This window comes from Streptomyces sp. ID05-26A (assembly GCF_033794685.1).
Classification (GTDB): Bacteria; Actinomycetota; Actinomycetes; order Mycobacteriales; family Pseudonocardiaceae; genus Lentzea.
Map to the genome: position 1 here is coordinate 853,182 of NZ_JARAYZ010000001.1, position 22,772 is coordinate 875,953.

General features: G+C 69.1%; 19 protein-coding genes. 9 read left to right on the top strand and 10 right to left on the bottom strand.

Features of this window, described 5'->3' with window-relative positions; genetic code table 11:
- Positions 1–5 precede the first annotated feature (5 nt).
- Positions 6–1,025, top strand: coding sequence for a phosphotransferase (locus PV646_RS04185; protein ID WP_500340116.1), 1,020 nt, complete (start codon positions 6–8; stop codon positions 1,023–1,025).
- Positions 1,022–2,065, top strand: coding sequence for a phosphotransferase (locus tag PV646_RS04190; RefSeq protein WP_500340117.1), 1,044 nt, complete (start codon positions 1,022–1,024; stop codon positions 2,063–2,065). The genes PV646_RS04185 and PV646_RS04190 overlap by 4 nt, the downstream gene beginning before the upstream one ends.
- Here PV646_RS04190 and PV646_RS04195 read toward each other — a convergent pair.
- The 6 genes from PV646_RS04195 to PV646_RS04220 form a co-directional block, all read right to left on the bottom strand.
- Complete coding sequence (locus PV646_RS04195; RefSeq protein WP_500340118.1) at positions 2,037–2,360, bottom strand: DUF3817 domain-containing protein; 324 nt, start codon at positions 2,358–2,360, stop codon at positions 2,037–2,039. The genes PV646_RS04190 and PV646_RS04195 overlap by 29 nt on opposite strands.
- 60 nt (positions 2,361–2,420) lie before the next feature.
- Positions 2,421–3,464, bottom strand: coding sequence for an ABC transporter permease (locus PV646_RS04200; RefSeq protein WP_500340119.1), 1,044 nt, complete (start codon positions 3,462–3,464; stop codon positions 2,421–2,423).
- Positions 3,461–4,372 carry an ABC transporter ATP-binding protein gene (locus PV646_RS04205; RefSeq protein ID WP_500340120.1) on the bottom strand — a complete coding sequence of 304 codons (912 nt, stop codon included), beginning with the start codon at positions 4,370–4,372 and terminating at the stop codon, positions 3,461–3,463. The genes PV646_RS04200 and PV646_RS04205 overlap by 4 nt, the downstream gene beginning before the upstream one ends.
- 77 nt (positions 4,373–4,449) lie before the next feature.
- A complete protein-coding gene (locus PV646_RS04210) occupies positions 4,450–5,244 on the bottom strand; it encodes a 3-methyl-L-tyrosine peroxygenase-related protein (protein WP_500340121.1) in 795 nt (264 codons plus the stop codon).
- 93 nt (positions 5,245–5,337) lie between these two features.
- Positions 5,338–7,551, bottom strand: coding sequence for an ATP-binding protein (locus PV646_RS04215; RefSeq protein ID WP_500340122.1), 2,214 nt, complete (start codon positions 7,549–7,551; stop codon positions 5,338–5,340).
- Between the two features lie 28 nt (positions 7,552–7,579).
- Positions 7,580–9,787, bottom strand: coding sequence for a GH92 family glycosyl hydrolase (locus tag PV646_RS04220; RefSeq protein ID WP_500340123.1), 2,208 nt, complete (start codon positions 9,785–9,787; stop codon positions 7,580–7,582).
- Positions 9,788–10,159: 372 nt separating this feature from the next.
- Between PV646_RS04220 and PV646_RS04225 the strand changes: the two genes are divergently transcribed.
- The 7 genes from PV646_RS04225 (at position 10,160) to PV646_RS04255 (ending at position 18,180) form a co-directional block, all read left to right on the top strand.
- Positions 10,160–11,143, top strand: coding sequence for a LacI family DNA-binding transcriptional regulator (locus PV646_RS04225; RefSeq protein ID WP_452253008.1), 984 nt, complete (start codon positions 10,160–10,162; stop codon positions 11,141–11,143).
- 29 nt (positions 11,144–11,172) lie between these two features.
- Positions 11,173–12,171, top strand: a complete 999-nt coding sequence (locus tag PV646_RS04230; protein ID WP_500340124.1) for a class I mannose-6-phosphate isomerase — start codon at positions 11,173–11,175, stop codon at positions 12,169–12,171.
- A complete protein-coding gene (locus PV646_RS04235; protein WP_500340125.1) occupies positions 12,168–12,932 on the top strand; it encodes an ATP-binding cassette domain-containing protein in 765 nt (254 codons plus the stop codon). The genes PV646_RS04230 and PV646_RS04235 overlap by 4 nt, the downstream gene beginning before the upstream one ends.
- Complete coding sequence (locus tag PV646_RS04240) at positions 12,932–13,963, top strand: ABC transporter permease (protein WP_500340126.1); 1,032 nt, start codon at positions 12,932–12,934, stop codon at positions 13,961–13,963. Before PV646_RS04235 ends, PV646_RS04240 begins: the two co-directional genes overlap by 1 nt.
- A gap of 17 nt (positions 13,964–13,980) precedes the next feature.
- Complete coding sequence (locus PV646_RS04245) at positions 13,981–14,955, top strand: ABC transporter substrate-binding protein (protein WP_500340127.1); 975 nt, start codon at positions 13,981–13,983, stop codon at positions 14,953–14,955.
- Positions 14,956–15,121: 166 nt separating this feature from the next.
- Positions 15,122–16,648: an alpha/beta hydrolase gene (locus PV646_RS04250; RefSeq protein WP_500340128.1), complete on the top strand. Its 1,527-nt coding sequence runs from the start codon at positions 15,122–15,124 to the stop codon at positions 16,646–16,648.
- Between the two features lie 14 nt (positions 16,649–16,662).
- Positions 16,663–18,180, top strand: a complete 1,518-nt coding sequence (locus tag PV646_RS04255) for an alpha/beta hydrolase (protein WP_500340129.1) — start codon at positions 16,663–16,665, stop codon at positions 18,178–18,180.
- A 38-nt stretch (positions 18,181–18,218) separates the two neighbouring features.
- On the opposite strand, the gene PV646_RS04260 is transcribed toward PV646_RS04255, so the two are convergent.
- The 4 genes from PV646_RS04260 to wecB are packed head-to-tail and all read right to left on the bottom strand — an operon-like array spanning position 18,219 to position 22,687.
- Positions 18,219–18,956 (bottom strand): hypothetical protein, encoded by a 738-nt coding sequence (locus tag PV646_RS04260; protein WP_500340130.1) that lies wholly within the window; start codon positions 18,954–18,956, stop codon positions 18,219–18,221.
- 34 nt (positions 18,957–18,990) lie between these two features.
- Entirely contained in the window at positions 18,991–19,605 is a 615-nt protein-coding gene (locus tag PV646_RS04265) for a hypothetical protein (RefSeq protein WP_500340131.1), read from the bottom strand.
- A gap of 56 nt (positions 19,606–19,661) precedes the next feature.
- The gene (locus PV646_RS04270; RefSeq protein ID WP_500340132.1) at positions 19,662–21,434 is read right to left on the bottom strand and encodes a DUF2334 domain-containing protein; all 1,773 of its coding nucleotides are present in this window, start codon (positions 21,432–21,434) and stop codon (positions 19,662–19,664) included.
- Positions 21,431–22,687 (bottom strand): non-hydrolyzing UDP-N-acetylglucosamine 2-epimerase, encoded by a 1,257-nt coding sequence (gene wecB, locus PV646_RS04275; protein ID WP_500340133.1) that lies wholly within the window; start codon positions 22,685–22,687, stop codon positions 21,431–21,433. The genes PV646_RS04270 and wecB overlap by 4 nt, the downstream gene beginning before the upstream one ends.
- Positions 22,688–22,772: the final 85 nt, after the last annotated feature.

Here is a 22,772-nt window from a genome sequence, read left to right on the forward strand (position 1 = left end):
CGCTCGTGAGCACCCCGAGCGGGTTCACCGGACGCACCGGGGTGTTCGGAGTCGAGACACCGAACTGGAACCACGTCGAGCCGGTCAACACCGCCCTGCGCGACCTCCTCGGCGTGGAGACGAGCGTCCTGCGCCTGCTCTCGGTCGAGGGCGGCAGGGTGCCGTTCGGTGGTGTCGTCACCTATCACGTCGAAGCGCACGAAGAGCCGGACCACGGCCTGCTCGACCCCGCCGACGCGCCCGAACCCGACGCCGAGCACCGGCTGCCCTGGGCACGCCTGGGAGGCCCGGCCGAACTGGTCGCGTGGGCGGACTCGGTGATCACCCGCACCGGCCCGGCGGTCCAGGGGCGGACCTGGAACCTGTCGAGCGTGCACCGCCTGCCCACCGCGGACGGGCAGGTGTGGCTCAAAGCCGTGCCGCCGTTCTTCGCCGACGAGGGCTCGGTGATCAAAATGGTCGCCGCGCACGACCCGACGCTCGTGCCGGAGGTGCTGGCCAGCGCGCCGAACCGGGTGCTGCTCAGCCAGGCCGAGGGCGCCAACTGCTGGCCGGTGACCGCCGCGCAGATCGAGGACGTCGTACCGCGCTGGGTGGCCGTGCAGCACGCGCTGGCGGGTGAGGCGCGGCTGCGGCCGTCCGCCGTGCCGATGCCGGACTTCGGCCTGCCCGACACGCTCACGCACGGCGACTTCCACCCCGGCAACTGGCGCAGCAGCGGGGTGGTCATCGACTGGTCCGACGCCGTCTGGGGCCACCCGGCGCTCGACGCGTGCCGGCTCATGGAGTACGCCGATCCCGGCCTGCACGACCTGATCCGCCGGGTGTGGAGCGAGGCGTGGCTGACGCACCGCCCGGACAGCCGGCCGTTGGAAGCGCTCGAGATCGCACCTCGCGCGTCCCGGCTGCACAACGCGGTGAAGTACCAGGAGTTCCTCGACAACATCGAGGAGTCTGAGCGGATCTACCACCGCGGAGACCCCGAGATCGAGCTCCGCGAGGCGCTGCGACTGGTCACCCCGTGAGCGAACGATCGATCATCGCCCTGGTCAGCACTCCCGGTGGGTTCGCCGGCCGGACCGACCCGATCGGGGTCGATTCGCGCTGGTGGGCCGACACCGAGCCGGTGAACGAGGCGCTGGAACGGCTCCTGGGCGTCCGGACGAGCGTACTCAGGCTGGTCTCCGTCGAAGGCGGCGAACGGTCCGGTGGTGGCCTGGTCACCTACCACGTCGAGGCGCACGGCGAACCCGACCGGACCCGCCTGCACCCTGCCGAGGAGCCCGCCCCGGACGCCGAGCACAGGCTGCCGTGGGCGCGACCTGGCGGTCCGGACGAGCTGGTGGGCTGGGCCGACGCGCACGTCGAACGCACCGGCCCGCCGGTGCAGGTGAAGTCGTGGAACCTGTCGAGCGTGCATCGGCTGCCCACCGCGAACGGCTCCGCGTGGCTCAAGGCCGTGCCGCCGTTCTTCGCCGACGAGGGCTCGGTGATCGAGATGGTCGCCGCGCACGACCCGACGCTCGTGCCCGAGGTGCTCGCGAGCGCACCGAAGCGCGTCCTGCTCGGTCAGGCCCGGGGCGTGGACTGCTGGGACACCACGCCGGAGAACGTCGAGAAGATCGTGCCGCGCTGGGTCGCGGTGCAGCACGCGCTGGCGGGCGAGCCCCGAGTGCGGCGGTGCGTGGTGCCGATGCCGTCGTTCGGACTGCCGGACACGTTGGTGCACGGCGACTTCCACCCCGGCAACTGGTTCAGCAGCGGTGTGGTCATCGACTGGTCCGACGTCGTGTGGGGCCACCCGGCACTGGACGCGGGCCGGCTCATCGAGTTCTGCCGGCCGGAACTGCGCGACCACATCCGCCACGTGTGGAGCGAGGCGTGGCTTCGGCACCGGCCGGACAGCCGCCCGCTCGACGCGCTCGACGCCGCACGCCGGGCCTCACACCTGCTGCTCGCGGTGCAGTACCAGCAGTTCCTGGACAACATCGAGGAATCCGAGCGGATCTACCACCGCGGCGACCCCGAGAGGCAGCTCAGAGCTGTTCGGGCGTTGCCTCGGTGAGACGGCCGGTCTTCGAGGCCCAGCGCTCGAAGAGCACCGTGCCGAACGGCGGGATGCTCGACAGCAGGCCCAGGACCAGCGTGCGGGCGTCCCACTTCAGCGGTTCCTTCGTCATCAGCGTGACGAGGATGAAGGCGACGAAGACGAAGCCGTGGATCGGGCCGAAGATCTTCACGCCGATCTCGTTCTGCACGACGACGTACTTGAAGAACATCCCGAGCAGCAGGCCCGCCCAGGACAGGGCCTCGGCCAGGGCGAGGATGCGGAACCGTCCGACCACGCTGGAGAACGTCATGGCTCCCCATCATGAACCGTGACGGGGAGCACACGACGACCGGGTCTGTCCTGATATGTCCTATTCCTCCCACTTGAAGACGCGGGAGGCGATGAACCCGACCACGAGCGAGAAGCCGACGAGAATCGCCGACGGCACCACCAGCGCCTCGATCCCCTTGCCCCGCACCAGCACGTCGAGCATGCCGTCGTTCATGTGCCGCAACGGGAAGACCTTCGAGACCGCCTGCAGCCACGCCGGCGCCTGGTCGACGGGGAAGAACGTGCCGGACAGGAACGCCATCGGCAGCACCACGATGTTCGCCGCCGCCGACGCCGCCTCCTCGGTCTTGGCGAACGCGCCGACGAGCATCCCCAGTGCGAAGAACGCGACGGTCCCCAGCAGCAGCAACGGGATCGCGAGCCACCACGACCCGGACAGCTGCAACCCGAACACGGGCAGCGACGCGATGCCGATGAAGGTCGCACCCTGCACCAGCGCGACGCCCGCGCTGACCAGGATCCGCGACGACAACACGGAAGTCGTCGAGATCGGCGCCAGGCGGATCCGCCGCAGCACCTGCTTGCGGCGCCACGACACGAGGGTCAGCGCCGAACCGAACACCGCCGACACCGCCACACCCCACGACAGGATGCCCGGCGTCAGGTACTGGATCGGTTTGAGCGACGCGTCCTCGACCTTCTCCGCGGCGAACGTGAAGGTCGGCGGCTGACCGGTCGCGGCGAGGTTCGCCTTGTCCACGAACCCGTTGATGATCCCGAGCACGGTCGCGGACTTGACCTGGTCGCTCTGCGCGAACCGGACGTCCAACTGCTGCCCTCGGATGATCAGCGCGGCGGGCAGGTCGCCGTCCTTGACCTTCTGCACGGCGGAGTTCTCGTCGTTGTAGGGCTCCAGCTCCAGCGCACCGCTGTCGCGCAACGCGGACACGATCGGGCCGTCGCCGACCACCGCGATCCTGGTCTTGTCCGCGCCGGCGTCGCGCAGGAGCAGGCCGAAGATCACCAGGAACATCAACGGGAACAGGAAGGTGAAGAACAACGTCACCTTGTCCCGGATGAACCCCTTGAGCATCGCCACCGAGAGCGTCTTGAACGCGGTCACGCGCGGTACTCCCGTCCGGTCAGGTTGAGGAAGACGTCTTCGAGGGTGGCCGTGCGGACCTGAAGGCCGTCGAGCGCGCCCCGTTCGGCCAGCGCCGACAGGACGGGAGCGGGCCGGCGCGTGGAGAGCGTCAGCGACACCTCGTCCTCGTGGGCCTCCTCGACGCCGTCGAGCGCGGAAGCGTCCACAACGGACAGAACACCCTTCTGCAACGTCACGTGGGTCGGCGCGTCGAGTCCGCGCACCAGCACCGCGGGCGGGTCGAGCGCGAGGATCCGGCCCGTGTCCATGATCGCGACGCGGTCGCAGAGGATCTCGGCCTCGTCGAGGTAGTGGGTCGTGTAGACGATGGTCTTGCCGCGTTCCCGGATGGCGCGCAGCACGTCCCAGAGGTTGCGGCGGGCCTGCGGGTCCAGCGCGGCGGTCGGTTCGTCGAGGAACACGATGTCCGGGTCGTGCACCAGTGCGCACGCGATCGAAAGCCGTTGGCGCTGACCGCCGGAGAGCTTGTTCTCCTGCTCGTTCGCCTTGTCCGCGAGGCCGACCAGTTCCAGCATGTCCGCGGCCGTGCCGGCACTCACGCCGTAGAGCGCGCCGAACGTCTGCAGCTGCTCCTTCGCCGTCAGCTTCTCGAAGAACGACGACGCCTGCAGCTGAACACCGATGCGCGGCAACAACTTCACGTTGCGTGGCCACGGGCTCTCACCGAGCAACCGCACCTCGCCGCTGTCCGGCTCGCGCAGTCCCTCGACGATCTCCAGCGTGGTCGTCTTCCCGGCGCCGTTGGGCCCCAGGATGCCGAAGAACTCGCCCTCGGCCACGGTGAACGAGACCCCGTCCACCGCTTTCAGTTCGCCGTAGCTCTTGCGGACGTCCCGCACCACGACCGCCGACCGTTCCTCCGTCATGGGCGAGACGCTAGGTCAGCTCAGGGCGATTCCCGCTGTGAAACGACGAAAGTCGCCGCGAAGTCGAGACGAAAAGGTCAGCCGCCGGCGACGAGCAACGGGCAAGAGGTGTAGACGTCGTTCAACCTGCGCAGCGCAGCGGCGAACTGCTCGAAGCGCGCCCTCGGCACAGCAGCGCGCACATCGCCGAGCACCTGCCACAGGTACCGGTGCTCCGCGGTCTCCACAACGGGCAGCGGCCCGTCGCCCGGAACGTCGACGGTGAACGCGAGCGCCACCGCGGCAGCGCGCAGGCACGCGGTCGCGAGCGTCACGCAGTCCTCGACGAGCGGGCAGTCGTCCTGCGTGCGCACGACACCGCTGACGGCGAACCGGGCGGCCTGCATCAGCGCGAGGTAGAGGCGCTGGCCTGCCTGCGCGCGTTCGAACGGGAGGTTCTCGGTGCCGCAGCCCGGCGTCACCACGGTCATGCCGACCTGGGGGCGGCGCAGCACGTGGTCGAAGAGCGCGGTCGGGGCCCAGAGCAGGGTGCGCCAGGAGTCCTCGGGGATCGAGGTGCCCATCCTGGCCGCGTTCTCCAGCACGTCGAGGTAGGCGATGAGGACGCCGGAGAGGAACACGCCGCCGCGGTCGCCGCCGACCCGCACGACGCCGAAGCGTTCGTCGAGGTCGCCGTCTTGGACGCGGTAGCCGGGCGTCCACTCGATGACGCCGCTGCTCGCGAGCACCACGCGCGCGAGACGCTGGTGGACGGGCGACGCCGAGAGCACCGTGTCGTCGAGGCCCATCTGGACGAGCGTGGACGCGGCGTGCTGCAGCGACTCACGCCGCTGTGGCACGAGGTCGGGGTGCAGCAGACGGAACGGTTCCACGTCACCCCTCCCTTCGTCGTCGTACCCACGATGAACGGCGAGGGGCCAGAAGTCATCCGGATGAACCGCAGCGTTACGTCTCAGTTGGACGCCTCAGTGCGACTGGGCCCAGGCCGCGAGCTGCGCGCGGGTCGAGAGGTCCAGCGCGGTCTTCACGTGGTGCACGTGGGACTCCACGGTGCGGTGCGAGATGCCGAGCTTGCCCGCGACCTGCGCGTTCGTCAGGCCCTGCGCCACCAGTTCGACGACCATGCGCTGCCGGTCGCTGAGCACCGGGTGCCGCACGATCTCCTTGTCCAGCGCCGTTTCCAGGGCGTGCCGCGCGTCCATCGCCCGGCCCGCGCCGAGTGCCCGCTGGAACGCCGCCGAGGACAGGGATTCCCGTGCGAGGTCCAGCGCGGCGGTCATCTTCCGCCGCCACCACGGCTCCCACGGGACGACCCACGTCGTGCGCATCTGCTGACAGGCGGCCAGAAGCCGCACGCCGAGCTCGTGCCGTCCGGACGCCATCGCGACCAGGCCACGGCCCTCGACCGACTCCAGCGCGGTCCGCGGGTTGTCCGCCGTCAGACGTGCGCTCTCGGCGAAGCGCGCCCCGGCCGTCACCAAGTCCTCACGTTCCAACGCGATGCAGCCCGCCGTGTGCACCGCGACGGCCACGACGTCCTGCCGCGCATGGACTCTGAGCACCGGCAACGCGTCCTCGACCAGCGCGGCGGCGGCGTCCACGTCACCCTGGACGAGCAGTCGCCAACCGAGGTTCTGGCTGGACACGGCGACACTCACGTCGTTGCCGTTGCGTACGCCGTACTCGATCGATCGACGCAAGGACGCTGCCGCGTTCGGCACATCGCCCAATCCGTCGTAAGCGCCCGCCAACGTCCGGAACAGGCGGCACATGATCAGGTCCTGACCGCCGGCCTCCGCTGTCTCGACGGCTTCGAGGGCGTGCCGCACCGCCTCGTCGTGCCGTTCCTCGTGACTCGCCAGCAGAGACGCGTACTCCAGCGCGAGGATCCGGTAGCGGGCGTCGGCGGGCGACTGGTGCAGCACCTGCATCAGCACCGCGCCGGCCTGGGCGAAGTAGCCGCGATCGAAGCAGACCCTGAGCAGCATCGTGGCGAGCATCAGGCGCCGATCGTCCTGCGGTGCCACCAGATGGGCGAACGCGTACGCCGCGTTGTCGTACTCCTCGTGCAGCGCCCGCACCTGCTCCGGCGTGAGGATCGACGACGAGACGCCAGGCTCGCCCTTCTCGCACAGCCAGGAGGTGATCCGTTCAGCTGTCACCTCGTGCTCGCCGTGCTCCTCCAGCTGTTCCGCGGCGTAGAGGCGAACGGATTCGAGCATCCGGAACCGGCCGTCGTTCTCCCGTGCCACCAACGACTTCGCCTGCAACGCCGTGAGCAGCCCGATCACCGCGCCACCGTGCACGACCTGGGCGATCTCGAGGCCGAACCCGCCGGGCAGCAACGCGAGCCGCCGGAACAGCTCCTGCTCGCCGGCGGTCAGCAGGTCGTGGCTCCACGCGATGGCGCCCCGCAGGCCGCTGAGCAGGTCGAGCCGGTGATCGAGGCTGGCCGCGAGTTCCGGGAGCGGGAGGGAGAGCCTCGCGGCCAGTTCGACGGCCAGCGGCACCCCGTCCAACCGAGCGCAGATCGCCTCGACCACGTCGGGGTCGCCGCTCGTGCCGGCGCGGTCGACGAACAACCTCGCGGCGTCCGCCTCCAGGCCGCGCAACGGGTAGACGACCTCGCCCATCGATCGCAGCGCTTCCCTGCTGGTCGCGAGCACCTGCACGTTCGGGCAGCGCGACAGCAGCGCGTCCACCACCTCGCAGCACTCCTCGACGAGGTGCTCGCAGTTGTCGACGAGCACCAGGATCCGCCGGTTGCCCAGTTCGTGCAGCAACGTCGTCCGCAGGGCGACACCCGCTTGCTGGTACACCCCAACGGCTTCCGCGAACGCCTCCACCACCTGCCCCGGCCGGCTCAGCCTGCCCAGCTCGACGGTGCGGACCTCGGCCCGTTTGACGCGGCGGGCCAGCTCGACCGCGAGCCGGGTCTTCCCGACCCCGGCCGACCCGACGAGCGTGAGCATCCTGTGCTTGCGCAGCAACAAAAGCAGCTCCGCCAGCTCGCTCTCCCTGCCGACGAACGCGTCGGCGTACCCTGGCAGCTCGGCGACCACAGTGGACGTACCCGCGGAACGCCGGCGGTAGGCGCGCTGACGGCACGCGTTCGAGCAGTAGCGCGCTCGCGACGGCAGGGGCGCGAAACCCGTGCCACAGCTCGCGCAGACGCCCATCACATGAGCGTACGACCGTTTCCGCGTCTCAATTGGAAAGTGTGTGGAGGTCGACCTCGAGCCTGGTCCCCGAGAACAGCTCCGCGAGTTCGATCCGGTCCTTCGACTTCGACAGCCAGCCGCTCCGGATCCGCTGCACCACCTGCGTCTTCGCGACGTCGGCGGCCTCGGCCTCGATCACGACGTCCTCGCCGTTCTCCAGGTGGATGACGGCCTTCGTGAACCTGGGGGCGTGCGGCACGAACTCGCCGGTGCCGGGCACCGCCGGGTACATCCCGAGCGCGCTGAACACGTACCAGGCCGACATCGTGCCGAGGTCGTCGTTCCCGGTGACGCCCGCCGGACCGTTGACGAACAACGTCTGCGCGGCCCGCACGACCACCGACGTCTTCTCCGGCTTGCCGATCAGCGCGTACATCCACGGCGCGTGCAGATCAGGTTCGTTGTTCGGGTTGTACCTGAACTGGTTGTAGTAGTCGTAGGGCCCGACGACCCACTTCTCGCGGACCGTCCGCTTCGGGTCGACGAGCAGGTCGGCGTACGCGAAGAAGTCGTCCAGCCTCGCCTCGGCCGCCGCCCTGCCGCCGAGCGCCGTGATCAGTCCGGTGATGTCGTGCTGGCAGAGCCACTGGTACTGCCACGCCGTGCCCTCGTGGAAACCCTCCGGCCCCTGCGGGGTGAACGGGGTGAGCCACGCGCCGTTGCCCAGCTTGGGCCGCGGGAAGCCGGTGAAGCCCCGGTCCGTGACGCTGTTGTCCCAGAGGGCGCGGTGGTTGAGGCCTCGGGCGCGCAGCCGTTCCGCGTCCTCCTTGTGGCCCAGCGCTTCGGCCATGATCGCGAGCGTGGCGTCGGCCAGCGCGTACTCCAGGGTCGCCGACGCACCGTGGTGCGGGTCGGTGTCCTGCCCCTTCTTCGGGAAGCGCTTGTCGTACTGGACGAACCCCCTGGCGAGGTAGTTCGGGTTGCCGGAGCGGCCCTGGAACCTGCTCGCGGCCGGGGGGACGCCGTCCGCGTTCTGCAGCAACGCCCGGTACGCCTGCTCCTCGAACCCGTCGAGGTGGCCGAAGCGCCACAGGTCGACGAGGAACGGCGTGACCGGGTCGCCGGTCATGCAGTTCGTCTCCTGGTTCGCGTACGCCCAGCGCGGCAACCAGCCGCCCTGTTCGTGGATCGCCAGGATGCTCCGCGCGATGTCCTTGCTCCGCTTGGTGCGGATCAACGCGAGGAGCTGGTTGTGCGCGCGGTAGGTGTCCCACAGCGAGTAGTACTCGTAATACGTCCAGCCGTCGGCCTGGTGGACCTGGTCGTCGAAGCCGCGGTACCGGCCGTCCGCGTCGCTGCCGGTCAGCGGTTGCAGCAGCACGTGGTAGAGCGCGGTGTAGAAGACCGCGCGCTCGTCCCAGTCCCCCGTCTCGATCTCGATGCAGTTCAGCTCCGCGCGCCAGGCGTCCTGAGCCTCGTTGCGGAGATCGTCGAAGGTCTTGCCGGTGGTCTCGGTCTCCAGGTTGTTCGCGGCACCCCGCTCGTCCACTTGGGACAGTGCGGTCATGGCGGTGACCGGGCCGGGTTCGAACGTCACCCACGCGCCCCTGAGTCCCGCACCACCCGCGGACTCCCGTTGCCCTGGTTTGGGTCCTGCCGGACCCCACGTGCCGAACTGCGTGAACGGGCGGTCGAACCTGGTCGTGAAGTACGTGATGTACGGACGGCCGCCGCAGAACGCCTGCGTCTCCACGGTTCCGACGATCGTGCGGTCGTCCACGACCCGGACGGAACTGGCGCTGACGGGCTCTTTGTCGTTGGCCTGGCCGACGTTGACGAGAAGCGTGCCCTTGACACCACTGGGGAACGTGTAGCGCTCGACGCCGGCGCGCGTGGTCGCGGTGCACTCGACGGTGATGTCGCGATCCAGCTTGACCTTGTAGTAGCCGGGTTTGCCGATCTCGCCGTCGTGCGTGTACGCGGTGGCGTACCGCTTGTGGTCGAAGCTCTGCGGCAGTCCGGTCACCGGCAGGATCGGGACGAGGCCGCCCTGCTCCCAGCAGCCCGCGCCGGACAGGAAGAAGTGCCCGAAGCCGCGGATCTGCTGGTCGTCGTAGCGATACCCCGCGTAGTGGGAGCCGATCGGGCTGGAGTGCGCCTTGCCGAACGGCATGGACGCGCCGGGGAACGTGTTGCCCTCGTCCTTCGTGCCGATGAAGGTGTTGACCGACTCGATGGGATCCAGTGCTTCCACGACAGTCACCCTAGTTGCGATTCCGGGCCTCGGCGGGGTGGCCGAGTGGTCCGGTCGGGTGGTGAGGGACCGGGCCGGGGTGCAACCGCCGCCGCATGCTCACCCCGGCCCGGGGGCCTTCTCGACGGACCGCGCCGCCTCCAGAGGCCGGCAACGCTGTCCGTCACCAGATCATCGCTGAGCGCACACGGGCAAGGTCAAGACCATGACGATCACTTGTCCGGTTCTGGACATAAGCCTCCGTGATGGCAGCGCTGAACCGGTGAGGAAACGGTTGACAAGGCCGTAAAGCCGGGGTGAGATACGGCCACTATGACAACGTTGTCCCCCAGCGGGCCCGTAGCCGGTCAGCGCAAGGTACGTCGCGCGACGATGAACGACGTCGCGCGGCTCGCGGGCGTGAGCATCAAGACCGTCTCGCGCGTGGTCAACGACGAGCCTGGCGTGCACCCGTCCACCGCCGAGCGCGTGCTCGCGGCCATCGACCAGCTCGGGTTCCGGCGGAACCTGAGCGCCCGCAACCTGCGCCGGGGCTCGTCCACCGGCACGATCGGGCTGGTGCTGGAGGACGTCGGCAACCCGTTCTACTCCGGCGTGACCCGGGCTGTCGAGGAAATCGCCCGTCTGCGCGGCAGACAGGTGATCTCGGGGTCGTCCGACGAGGATCCCGGACGGGAACGCGAGCTGGCGCTGGAGTTCTGCTCACGCAGGGTGGACGGGCTGCTGATCGTGCCCGCCGGTCTGCAGCACAGCTATCTGGTGCCTGAGATGCGCGCCGGGACTCCCGTGGTGTTCCTGGACCGGCCCGCGGGTGACGTCGTGGCCGACACGGTGCTGGTGGACAACATCGGCGGCACGGTCGAGGCGGTCACGCACCTGGCCGCGCACGGACATCGCCGCATCGCGTTCCTCGGTGACGCGCCGGACATCTTCACCGCCAACGAGCGCCTGCGCGGCTACCGCGAGGGGTGCGTGCGGGCCGGCATCGGCTACCACGAGGAGCTCGTGGCGATGGGGCCGCACGACGAGAGCAGCGTCGCGACCACGTTGCAACGGCTGCAAACCATGCGTGAGCCCGCCACGGCAGTCGTGGCCGGCAACAACCGCATCACCGTGTACGTCCTCCGCGCGCTCGCGGGCGTCGCGGAACGGCCCGCCCTGGTGGGCTTCGACGACTTCGAACTCGCCGACCTGTTGTCGCCGCCGGTGACCGTGATCGCGCACGACGCGAGCGCGCTCGGCAAGGCGGCCACCGATTTGTTGTTCGCCCGCTTGGACGGCGACAACTCACCACCGCGCCGCGTCGTGCTGCCGGTGCGCTTGGTGCCACGAGGATCCGGGGAGGTCCACGCGTGAGTTCTGGTGTTCTCCACCAGCCTGTCAACTTGCCCGCCAACCAGCCGAAGCAGTTCTACCGGGGTGGTGAGGCGATCGCCGCGTTGCGCGGCGGTACGAGCGGCGACTTCGGCCCCGAGGACTGGGTGGCGTCCACGACGACGCTCTACGGCCGCAGCGACGCCGGGTTGACAACGTTGCCAAACGGCGTGCTCCTGCGCGACGCGGTGCAGGCAGACCCGACGGGATGGCTCGGCGCGGACCACGCGGCGAAGTTCGGCGGCGACACGGCGTTGCTGGTCAAGCTGCTCGACGCGGGCCAGCGCCTGCCCGTGCACTGCCACCCGTCGAACGCCTTCGCGTCCTCGCACCTGAACTGCCGTCACGGCAAGACGGAGGCGTGGATCGTCGTCGGCACGACCGGCCCGGACCCGACCGTCTACATCGGATTCCGCGACGACGTGCCGGCCGAGACCGTCGCCGAGTGGGTCGCCACGCAGAACACCAGGGCGATGCTCGACGCGCTGAACCCGGTGTGCGTCCGGGCCGGTGACACGGTGTTCGTGCCCGCCGGTGTGCCGCACGCGATCGGCGAGGGCGTCTTCATCGTCGAACTGCAGCAGCCCACGGACTTCTCGGTGACGCTGGAGTGGCAGGGCTTCCTCGCCAACGGCGACATCGGCCACCTCGGCCTCGGCTACGACGTCGCGCTCGACTGCGTCGACCGGCAGGGCTGGAGCGGCAAGCTCGAGGAACTGGTGCGCCAGACGTCGGAGAAGTGGGCGCCGTCGGTCGATCTCCTCGGCCACGACGCGGACCCGTTCTTCCAGGCCGACCGCCTGCACGTGGAGGGCTCCTTCGCACTGGAGCCGTCGTTCGCCGTGCTGGTCGTGCTGGAGGGTTCCGGCAAGCTCGGCGAGCAGGAGGTGCACAAGGGCAGCACCCTCGTCGTGCCGCACGCGGCCGGTGAGCTCGCGCTGTCCGGTGACCTGGTGGCGATCCGCTGCCGTCCGCCCGTTCTATCCACTGTGGAGGATGTGACGCCGTGAGCCAGCCGTTGCTGGAGGCTCGTGATCTCACGAAGAACTACGGCACCGTGGAAGCTCTCCGCGGTGCCTCGTTCACCGCCTATCCCGGCGAGGTCGTGTCGCTGATCGGCGACAACGGCGCGGGCAAGTCCACCCTGGTGAAGTGCCTGTCCGGGGTGGAGCAGCCGACCAGCGGCACGCTGACGTTCGACGGCGCGCCGCTGGTGCTGAACTCCCCCAACGACGCCCGCGACCTCGGCATCGAGACGGTGTTCCAGGACCTGGCGGTCGCGCCGGACCTCGACCCGGCCGCGAACATGTTCCTGGGCAGGGAGATCCTCAAGCCCGGCGTCCTCGGCTTCTTCGGCGTGCTGGACAAGAAGGCGATGCGGCAGCAGGCCTCCGAGCACTTCACCCGGTTCGGCGCGACGCTGCAGAGCATCGACGTGCCGATCGCGGCGTTGTCCGGCGGCCAGCGCCAGTCCGTCGCCGTCGCGCGGTCGGTGGCGTGGGCGTCGAAGCTCGTGTTCATGGACGAGCCGACGGCCGCACTCGGCGTGGTGCAACGGGAACGCGTGCTGGAAGTGATCAAGCGCGTGCGCGACGAAGGTGTCGCGGTCGTGCTGATCTCGCACAACATGCCCGAGGTGCTCACGGTCTCCGACCGCGTCGAGGTGCTGCGCCTCGGCCGTCGCGTGGCCCGTTTCAAGGCTTCCGACACCAGCGTGGAAGAACTCGTCGGCGCGATGACCGGAGCGCTGACCCAGGAGGACGCAGCCTGATGACTGAGAAGACAACGTTGTCATCTCTTACGGACGAGCGGCGCACCCCGTTGCTCAAGCGGCTGACCGGCGCGAACACGCTCTGGATCGGCCTGGTGCTGCTGGTCCTGGTCGCCACGTTCGGCGCGATCCGGCCGGACGCGATCTTCCAGGTGACCACACTGCAGTTCCTGCTCGCGGAGACCGCGGTGCTGCTGGTGCTCTCGGTCGGCATGACCTTCGTGATCATCACGTCCGGCATCGACCTGTCCGTCGGTTCGGTGCTGGTGTTCGCCTCGGTGTCGAGTGCGATGGCGATGAACGCGGTGTCCGGCGGAGACGCGACCAAGGCCGGCTGGGGCGTGATCGGGTTCGGCCTGCTCGTCGCGGTCGTCAGCGGCGCCGCATGGGGTCTGCTCAACGGTTTGCTGATCTCGCGGGCGAAGATCCCGCCGCTGATCGTGACGCTGGGGTCGTTCGGCGCGGCGCAGGGCGCGGCCCTGTTGCTGAACAACGGTTCCAACGTCTCCGGCATCCCGGACAGGCTGAACCGCACGTTCGGTTCCGGCACGTACCTCGGCATCCCGAACATCGTGATCGTGGCCGCGGTGGTCACCGCTCTCGGCGCGCTCCTGCTGACCACCACGCGTTTCGGCCGCTACACCTACGCGGTCGGGTCGAACGAGGAGGCCGCCAGGCGGGTCGGCATCTCGGTGCGCGGCCACCTGACGAAGGTGTACCTGCTCGCCGGCACCCTGGCGGGTCTCGCGGGGTTCATGGGCAACGCGTTCTTCCGCGTCGCGGTCGTCACCGGCCACGAGACGGACAACCTGAACGCGATCGCCGCCGTCGTACTGGGTGGCACGAGCATCTTCGGCGGGATGGGTTCGGTGCTGGGCACGGTCTTCGGCGTGTTCATCCCCGCGGTGCTGGAGAAGGGCCTCGTGATCATCGGGGTCAAGGAGTTCTGGCAGCCGATCGCCGTCGCGATCGTGCTGGTGGCCGCCGTGTGGCTGGACCAGACACGGCGCCGGGCGCGCAACCAACGCTAGGGAAAGGTGCTGGACCAATGAAGATCCGCTCCGCAGTGGTTGTCTCGGCCGCCTTCCTGCTCGCCGCGTGTGGCGGGGGTGGGCAGATCGGTGACTCGAACTCGGGAGACTCGGCCGCGAACAAGAAGCTGGTGCTGATCCCCGGCATCACCGCCGAGCCGTTCTACATCTCGATGCAGTGCGGTTTCGAGGAGGCGGCGAAGGCCGCGGGCTACGAGTACGACACCCAGGCCCCCGCGAAGTTCGACGCGGCCCAGCAGACCCCGATCGTCACCGGCATCCTCGCCTCGAAGCCGGCCGCGGTCCTCATCGCGCCGACCGACGACAAGGCCATGGCCGGCCCGATGAAGCAGCTCAAGGACGCCGGCATCAAGGTCGTCGAGGTCGACACCAAGCTGCAGGACACCTCGATCGGCGTCTCCTCGATCTCGTCCGACAACGAGCAGGGCGGCAAGCTCGCCGCCGAGACGCTGAACAAGCTCACCGCCGGCAAGTCCGGCTCGGTCCTGGTGCTCAACACCAAGGCCGGCACCTCCACCACGGACGCCCGCGCCAAGGGTTTCGAGGACGCCATCAAGGCCTACCCGAACCTCAAGTACATCGGCCAGCAGTACACCGACAACGAGCCCGCCACCGCGGCCTCGAAGGTGACCGCGACCCTGGCCGCGAACCCCGACCTGATCGGTGTGTTCGCGACCAACCTCAACTCAGGTGAGGGCGCGGCGACCGGCCTGCGCAACGCGGGCAAGACCGGCGCGGTGAACCTGGTCGGCTTCGACGCCTCGCCGAAGCAGGTGGAGGACCTCCAGGCGGGCATCGTGCAGGCCCTGATCGCGCAGGACCCGGCCACGATCGGCAAGCAGGGCGTCGAGCAGGCGCTGGCCGCGATCGACGGCAAGGAGAACAAGCGCGACATCGAGACCGAGCTCGTCGCCATCACGAAGGACGACGCGTCGGCCAACTCGAAGTACTTCTACAAGAAGTCCTGCTGACCCGGATCGGACGCACCAGGGCCATCCCTGGTGCGTCCGATGACGTACGTCATCAGGGTTTGCCCGCAACGGCGTAAGACGAGAGTCGTACCCGTTCGCCTCCGAAAGGCCGATGCTGCCGCCCCCTGCGAACCGATGAGCTGTAGGCACATTGGAGGGGGCTCGAATGCTACGAAGGAAAATCTCGGCGGCACTCGCCGTCGTCACGACGACATCACTGCTGGTCGCACCACAGGCGCTGGCGGATCCGGTCCAGCAGATCCAGTGGCAGAAGTGCTTCGACACTCCGCCGCCGGGCTTCCCCGCGGGCTCGGAACGGCTGGAATGCGGCAGCTTCACCGCGCCGATGGACTGGAACAACCCGCGCAACGGCAAGACCATCACCATCGCGGTCAGCCGCCTCACGCCGAAGAACGGCAAGGCGAAGTCCACTGTCTTCACCAACCCCGGCGGTCCCGGTGGCCCCGGCCGCACGATGCCGCTGCTCTACCTCGAACGGCCGAAGCTCAGCGAGAACGCCGAGATCATCGGGATCGACGTGCGCGGCACCGGCGCGAGCAGCAACGTCACGTGCGGCAGCTTCAACACCGACGGCCGGATCGACCCTCGTGACCGCAGCAAGGCGAACCTCGACCTGCTCTACGGCAGCATGGAACTGCTCGCCAGGTTCTGCCAGACCAAGTCCGGTGAGCTCGGCAGGTACGTCAGCACCGACCAGACGGTGAAGGACCTCGACCTGCTGCGCCAGGTGCTCGGCAAGAAGAAGGTCAGCTGGCTCGGGTACTCCGGCGGCAGCTGGATGGGCGCCTACTACGCCACCTACTTCCCCAAGACCCTCGACAGGATCGTGCTCGACTCCAACGTCGACTGGACCCTGCCGTGGCAGCCGATCTTCGACGACTGGGGCATGGCGTTCGAACGGCGGTTCCGCGTCGACTTCCTGCCGTGGGTGGCGAAGTACGACGACGTCTACCACCTCGGCAAGACCGGCGAAGAGGTGCGCCAGTCCTACGAACGCACCCGCGCCAAGCTGAACGAGCAGCCCGTCACGCGGCCTGAGGGCGTGTACAACGGCGTGACGCTCGACTTGTTGCTGCGAGGCACGCTCTACGGCAAGGACAACTTCGCCGGTAGCGCGCAGCTGTTCGCGGAACTGGCGGGCGCGGCGCCCGCGCGGATGAACGCGTTGGCGAGCTATCCGGACGCCCAGACGGGCACCGCGTACTCGATCCTCTGCAACGACACGCCGTTCCACGGTGGCAGGAAGTTCCTGGAACGCGACGGCGCGCAGGACGGCGCCAAGTGGCCGCTCGTCGGTTACACCCAGATCGCCGGCCCGTGCGCGTTCTGGGACCGGCCGGACCTGAAGCTCAAGCAACCCACCGGGATCGGCGTCGCACCGACGTTGATGGTGCAGTCGGTGCGCGACCCGGCGACCCCGATCGAGCAGGCGCAGCGGGCGCACCGGAACTTCAAGGGCTCCGTGCTGCTCACCGTCGAGGACGAGGGTGACCACGGCATCTACGGGTTCGGCAACGCGTGTGTGGACGACATCGTCGAGCGCTACCTCGTCGACGGCGTCACTCCCGCCAAGGACCTGAAGTGTCCCGGCGTTCCGCTGCCCGCTCCGGGCGACACCAGCGGCACCTCGCTCGCGGACGCACGAAGGCTCGCCACCCAGCTCGGTTGGTAGAAGGGGGAAAACGCATGTACCGCAAGAGAATCGCGGCGACGCTCACCGCCGTCACGGCCACCTCGCTGCTCATCGCACCCCAGGCCCAGGCAGCCGGCCTGGCCGACCAGAAGATCACCTGGCAGCAGTGCACGGACGAACCCGGTTTCGAACGGCTGCAGTGCGGCAGCTTCACCGCGCCGATGGACTGGAACAACCCGCGCAACGGCAAGACCATCACGATCGCCGTCAGCCGCACGGTTCCGAAGTCCGGCAAGGCGAAGTCCGCTGTGTTCACCAACCCCGGCGGCCCGGGCGGTGAGGGACGCACGATGCCGATGCTCTTCCTCGACCGCCCGAAGCTCAGCGAGAACGCCGAGGTCTACGGCATCGACGTGCGCGGCACGGGTGCCAGCGACAACGTCACGTGCGGCGAGTACCAGCACCGGTTCACCGTCGACTGGCGCGACCGCGGCAAGGCGAACCTCGACCTGGTCTACGGCAGCATGGAGCTGCAGGCGAAGTTCTGCCAGGCCAAGTCCGGCGAGCTCGGCCGGTACATCACGACCGAGCAGACCGTGCGCGACCTCGACCTGCTGCGCCAGGTCATCGGCAGGAAGAAGGTCAGCTGGGTCGGGTACTCCGGCGGCAGCTGGATGGGCGCCTACTACGCCACCTACTTCCCGAAGACCCTCGACAAGGTCGTGCTCGACTCCAACACCGAGTTCACCGAGTCGTGGCAGAAGGTCTTCGAGAACCTCCCGCCCGGCGCCGAGCTCCGGTTCCGCGCGGACTTCCTGCCGTGGGTGGCGAAGTACGACGCCGTGTTCCACCTCGGCAAGACCGCGGAGGAGGTGCGCCAGACCTACGAGTCCACACGCGCCAGGCTCGCCGAGCAGCCGTTCACGCTGCCCGACGGCACCGTCGTCACGTCCGTGCTGCTGGACGCCCTGATCTTCACGGGCCTCTACAGCAAGGACTCGTTCGAGCCGACGGCCCAGCTGTTCGGCATGATCGCCAACCCCGGTGTGCAGGCGCTGGCCGCACCGAAGCAGTACCCGGACCGCGTGATGGGCACGCAGATGGCGATCGTCTGCAACGACACCCCGTTCCACGGCGACCGGAAGTCGTTGGAGCGCGAGGGGAACCGGAGCGTCAAGAAGTACCCGCTCGTCGGGGGCTTCCAGGTCACCGGGCCGTGCGCGTGGTGGGACCGTCCGGACGTGAACCTCAAGCGCCCCACCGGCAAGGGCGTCGACTCGGCGCTGATGGTGCAGTCGGTGCGCGACCCCGCGACGCCTCTCGCAGGTGCCCAGCGAGCGCACGCCAAGTTCGCGAACTCCCGCCTGCTGACGGTGCGGGACGAGGGTGACCACGGCATCTACGGGTTCGGCAACGGCTGCGTCAACGACGTGGTCGAGCGCTACCTCGTCGACGGCGTGGTGCCGCCGAAGGACCTGAGCTGTCCCGGGGTCCCGCTGCCGGAGCCGGGTCAGAGCACGGGCAACCCGCTCGCCAAGGCCCGCGAACTGGCGGTCCGGCTCGGCTGGTGATGTTCGGTACCGCGGCGGTCGTGCGTCGACCGCCGCGGTCACTGGCCGTGGTACGCCGGCGGTGTCCACGAGGTGAGCAGGTGGTCGAGCAGCGTGCCTACCACCGGCTTGCCGGTGCGGGACTGCCGGCCGACCGGCACCCACTCGCGGTTCTCGTCGTAGCGCTCGTAGAAGCGGAGACGGAGGCTCCCGAACGCGTCCACGCCGGAGTGCTCCCGGTACAGGACGTACGGGTCGTCCAGGCGAGGGTGCTCGCGGTTCACGACGGCGAAGTGGCGGAACTCGGCGTCCCCGAACACCCGTCGCGCCAGGACCTCCTCGATCCGGTCGGACTCCTCCTCGGTGACGCGGACGAGCCGTCCCGCGGTCTTGCCCCGACTCCAGGAGAGATCGGGCAGGTACGACAACCACACCCGGTTGCCGTACAACTGCTCGTGCACCAGGTCCACCGGATCGTCGAACGGGTGTCCGCGGGCCTCGACGGCGAAGCGGAGGTACACGTCGCCGTAGCCCTCGATGGCGTACATCATCCGCTCGGTGTTGCGCGGGTTCCACTTCTCGTCGTCCAATGACGGCGGTGGGCCGACCCGCGCGATCATCTCGTCCACATCGGAGATCCGCGTGTTCGGAAACCACTCGCGGTACCTCGGGTCGGCGCGAACCCAGCCGCGGGCCGGGTCGAAGATCTTCTCCCGGCGACCGTCGATCCGCACGACCGCCAGCGGGTCGGCGACCGGGTAGCCGGTGCCCTCGGTCAGAACGACGTGGAATCTCATGCAGTCCCCCCAGACCGGTCGAGACCCACGACTATCAGCTCGGCGGCGAAACCTCCAGCACCGCCTGCGCGAAGGTGGTGTACCAGGGGCTCTCGGTGAACCGGGGCCCGGTCTCCTCGCCCAGGTAGAGGTCGACGTGCCGGTCCCCGCCGAGTCCCGGCGTGAACTCGTCGGTGATCTCCCACGACGAGGCCGCGAGCTTCTGGCACACGGTGGCGTCGACGTTGCCGCCCTCGGGGGTCTGTCCACACGAGACGAGTTTGATCCGCGAGCCCGTCCTCACCCCGTCCGCGGCGGCCGAGACGAAGGGCCGCAACGGCTTGCCGAACGAGTCACGCGGTTCGGTGTCGAGCCAGTAGCCCTTGTCGTAGGACCAGTTGAGGTACCGGCCGTCCGCCGTGCGGCCGGTGCCCTCGTCCTTCACTGCCTTCGCGAACGACTGCGGGAAGGTGCCGAGCACGTCGTTCCCGTTCTCGCAGTCGATGACCGGGCAGCCCCGCACGGGAGCCCGAGGTCCACTGTGGAACGACTCGACCGCCGTGTAGTAGACGGTGACCTGCCAGCCCTCGCCGGTCGTCGGAGGCTGCGGTCGCCCCGGAGCCGAACACCCGGCCAGCACCACCAGCAGCACGGCCAACGCCCAGCGCACAACGACCTCCTGGTCGGCCGGGAGATCCCGCAGAGATCTCCCGGCCTCATTCGGGATCAGCCGGCCATGAGGGTGCCGACGGACACGAACTGGTAGCCCGCGCCCTTCAGCCCCGCGACGGTCTGCTGCAGGTACCCGGTACCGAGGTACGGGTGGTAGAAGAAGCTCGCGACACCATCATCGACCACCTTGAGCTGGTTCGCCGTCTTGACCAGGTCGGCCGGCAGGCGGGCGGGGTGGTTGTTGAACGGCTCGGGCTCGACGTTGCCCACCGCCTCCGGCGCCACGACGGAGCCGTAGATGTCGCGGACCAGGTACGGGAAGTACTGGCCGTAGATCTTGTCGTACTGCGGCGTGCCCGTGCCGCACGCGCCGCCGGGGCAGTACCCGCCGAAGTACAGACCGCGGTCGTAGCGCTTGCCGAAGTTCTGCTGGATGACCTGGTAGTCCACTGCGGACGCGGCGTAGTGCGGCGGCTCGAAGATGGCGGGCTTCGCGAAACCGGCCAGCGCGAACGCGGTCGTCGCCGAGTTGATCCGGCCCTGCATCCACGCGGCCGAGTCACCGGGTACCGGTCCGTCGTAGATCACGCTGTCGTTCTCGTTGACGTGGGCCATGTAGAACTCGAAGTCGTTGCCGCTGCGGCCGTCGTACGGGTTGACCGCCTTGCCGAACTGGTGCGTGTAGCCGTGCATCAGGATCGTGCCGCCGCGCTGGGTCATGTACCGCAACGCACTCACGACCTGAGGCTTCTGCGCCAGGTTCGCCGCCTCCGGCACGCCGTTGTTGTCGGCGCCCAGCGGGTTCTCGTAGCGCGGGTAGACCGCGATGGTGAACGGCACGTTCTGCGCCTTGAGGTAGTCCGCGATCGCGCGCAGCTCGTTCGGGTCCGCGTCGGGGCCGACGTCCTCGATGCGCACCAACGCGCGCTTGCGGTCGACCATCGCCGGGTTCGAGATCTTGCTGATCAGGTCCGCCGCGGCCAGGTAGCGGTCGCCGTGGTCGACGTAGCTGAACGGGATCTCGCCGATGTAGGTCAGGTTCTTGGCCTTGGTGGCCCAGTTGATCGGACCGGCGGCGGACCCGGTCGCGACGGCCGGTGCCGACGCGATCGCCGGGTTGGTGATCGAGGTGATCATCAGACCGGACGGTGCCGCGAGCGGGTTGCGGCCGAGGTCGGTGTTCTCGTACCGGACCGTGTTCGCGGAGCCGAAGTCGTACTGGACCCAGTTCCAGCCGTACGTGGTGGCGAAGCTGGGCGCGCGGGCGGTGAGCTGCCAGATGTTGCTCGCCATCCACAGCACCGGCTTGCTGCCCGCCAGCACGTCGTCGAGGAACGCCACCGGGATCGGCTCGTCGTAGGTGGAGCCGATGTAGATCACGCCGGTGTAGCCGGACATCTCACCGGCCACATAGGACCCGACGGGGTGCATGACGTACGGGCTGCCGTGCGAGACGAGGTTGCCCGCCTGGACCGCGTACGCCTCACCGAGCCAGCTCCACGCACCGGTGCTGTCGTAGAGCACCAACGTCTTCTGCGTCGACTTGGCACCGGGCGCGCCGCCGCCGTTCGTGCCCGTCGCCGCTGCCGCCTTGGCCAGCGTGCCCACGACGGACGACACCGCGGTGGGCTGCGTGGTGCGCTTGGCGATGCGAGTGCTGGACGTCGCGGGCTTGGTCTGCGGTTTCGGCGGCGCCGGCAGCGCGTTCTCGACGAGTTCGCCGACCGGGTCGAGGTTCAGCGAGATGGGCGCCGCCTGGGCGGGCGCCGGAATCATCGCGACCGCGAGCGCCACTCCCGCCGCGGCCTTGAAGAGTCGGCTTCTCATGCGACATCAACCTCTCCGGACACGCGCACGGTCGCGCTGCCCGCGTAAGGAGTGAACTCAACGGGTCGCTGCTGTTGCAGACCCAGCAGCCAGGCCAGTGCCTGTTCGGTGCGCACGGACGCGAGCCCGTCGCCGAACGGGTTGCCGTCGGCGGTCATCGCCTCGCGTGCGGCGGGGTTGTCGAGCAGTTGGAGGGTCAGCGCGGTGATGCGCGCCCGGTCGGTGCCGACGAGCACGGCGCAGCCCGAGTTGACGGCCTCCATGCGCTCGGTCACGTCGCGCAGCACCAGCGCCGGAACGCCGAACGACGGCGCCTCCTCCTGGATGCCGCCCGAGTCGGACAGCACCAGCGTGCACTGCGCGAGCAGCCGGGCCATCTGCGCGTACGGCAGCGGGTCGGTGATCGTGACGCGGGCGGCGCCGCCGAGCACGTCCAGCACCTGCCGGCGCACAGCGGGGTTCGGGTGCGCGGGGAGCACGACCTCGACGTCGGGCCGGGCCGCCACGACGTCCGCGACGGCGTGCAGCACGTGGTCGAGCGGCTCACCCCACGACTCGCGGCGGTGCGCGGTGACGAGCACGAGCCGTGACTGTCCGCTGTGGACCCGGTTCTCGATCTCCTGCAGCGTGGCGTCACCGTACGGCGCGCGGCGGGCGGCCACGTCGAGCACGGCGTCCACCACGGTGTTGCCGATCGTCAGGACGTTGTTGCCCTGCAACGACTCCGCGGCGAGGTGCGCGGCCGAGTCAGCGGTCGGCGTGAGGTGCAGCGACGCGAGCTGGCCGACCATCTTGCGGTTCCCCTCCTCGGGGAACGGCGAGGTGAGGTCGTGCGAGCGCAGGCCGGCTTCCAGGTGCACGACGGGGATCTGCCGCCAGAACGCGGCGAGCGCGCCGGCGAGCGTCGTCGTGGTGTCCCCCTGCACGAGGACGGCACCCGGCGAGCGTTCGGTGAAGAGCCGGTCGAGTTCCTCGATCAGCTGGCTGGTCAGCTCGGCCTGGCCGCCCGTGACGCGGTTCAGCTTGAGCCTGACGTCGGCCACGAAGCCGAACGACTCGAGCGCCTGGTCGACCATCTCCGGGTGCTGACCGGAGTTCACGAGCACGGGCCGAATGCGGCCGCACGCGAACATCGCGGCGGCCACGGGTGCCATCTTCACTGCTTCGGGACGCGTTCCCGCGACCAGGAAAACCTCGGGAACCTCGCCCTTCCAGAACTGCCGAGGGCCGGGCACAAGGGCACTTAGTCCCATCTTCTACCTCTTTGAACAGTCCAGGCACGCGCGGCGAACGTGCGCCAACACCGCAGCGGGTCGATCTCCGCTGACAATCAATTGG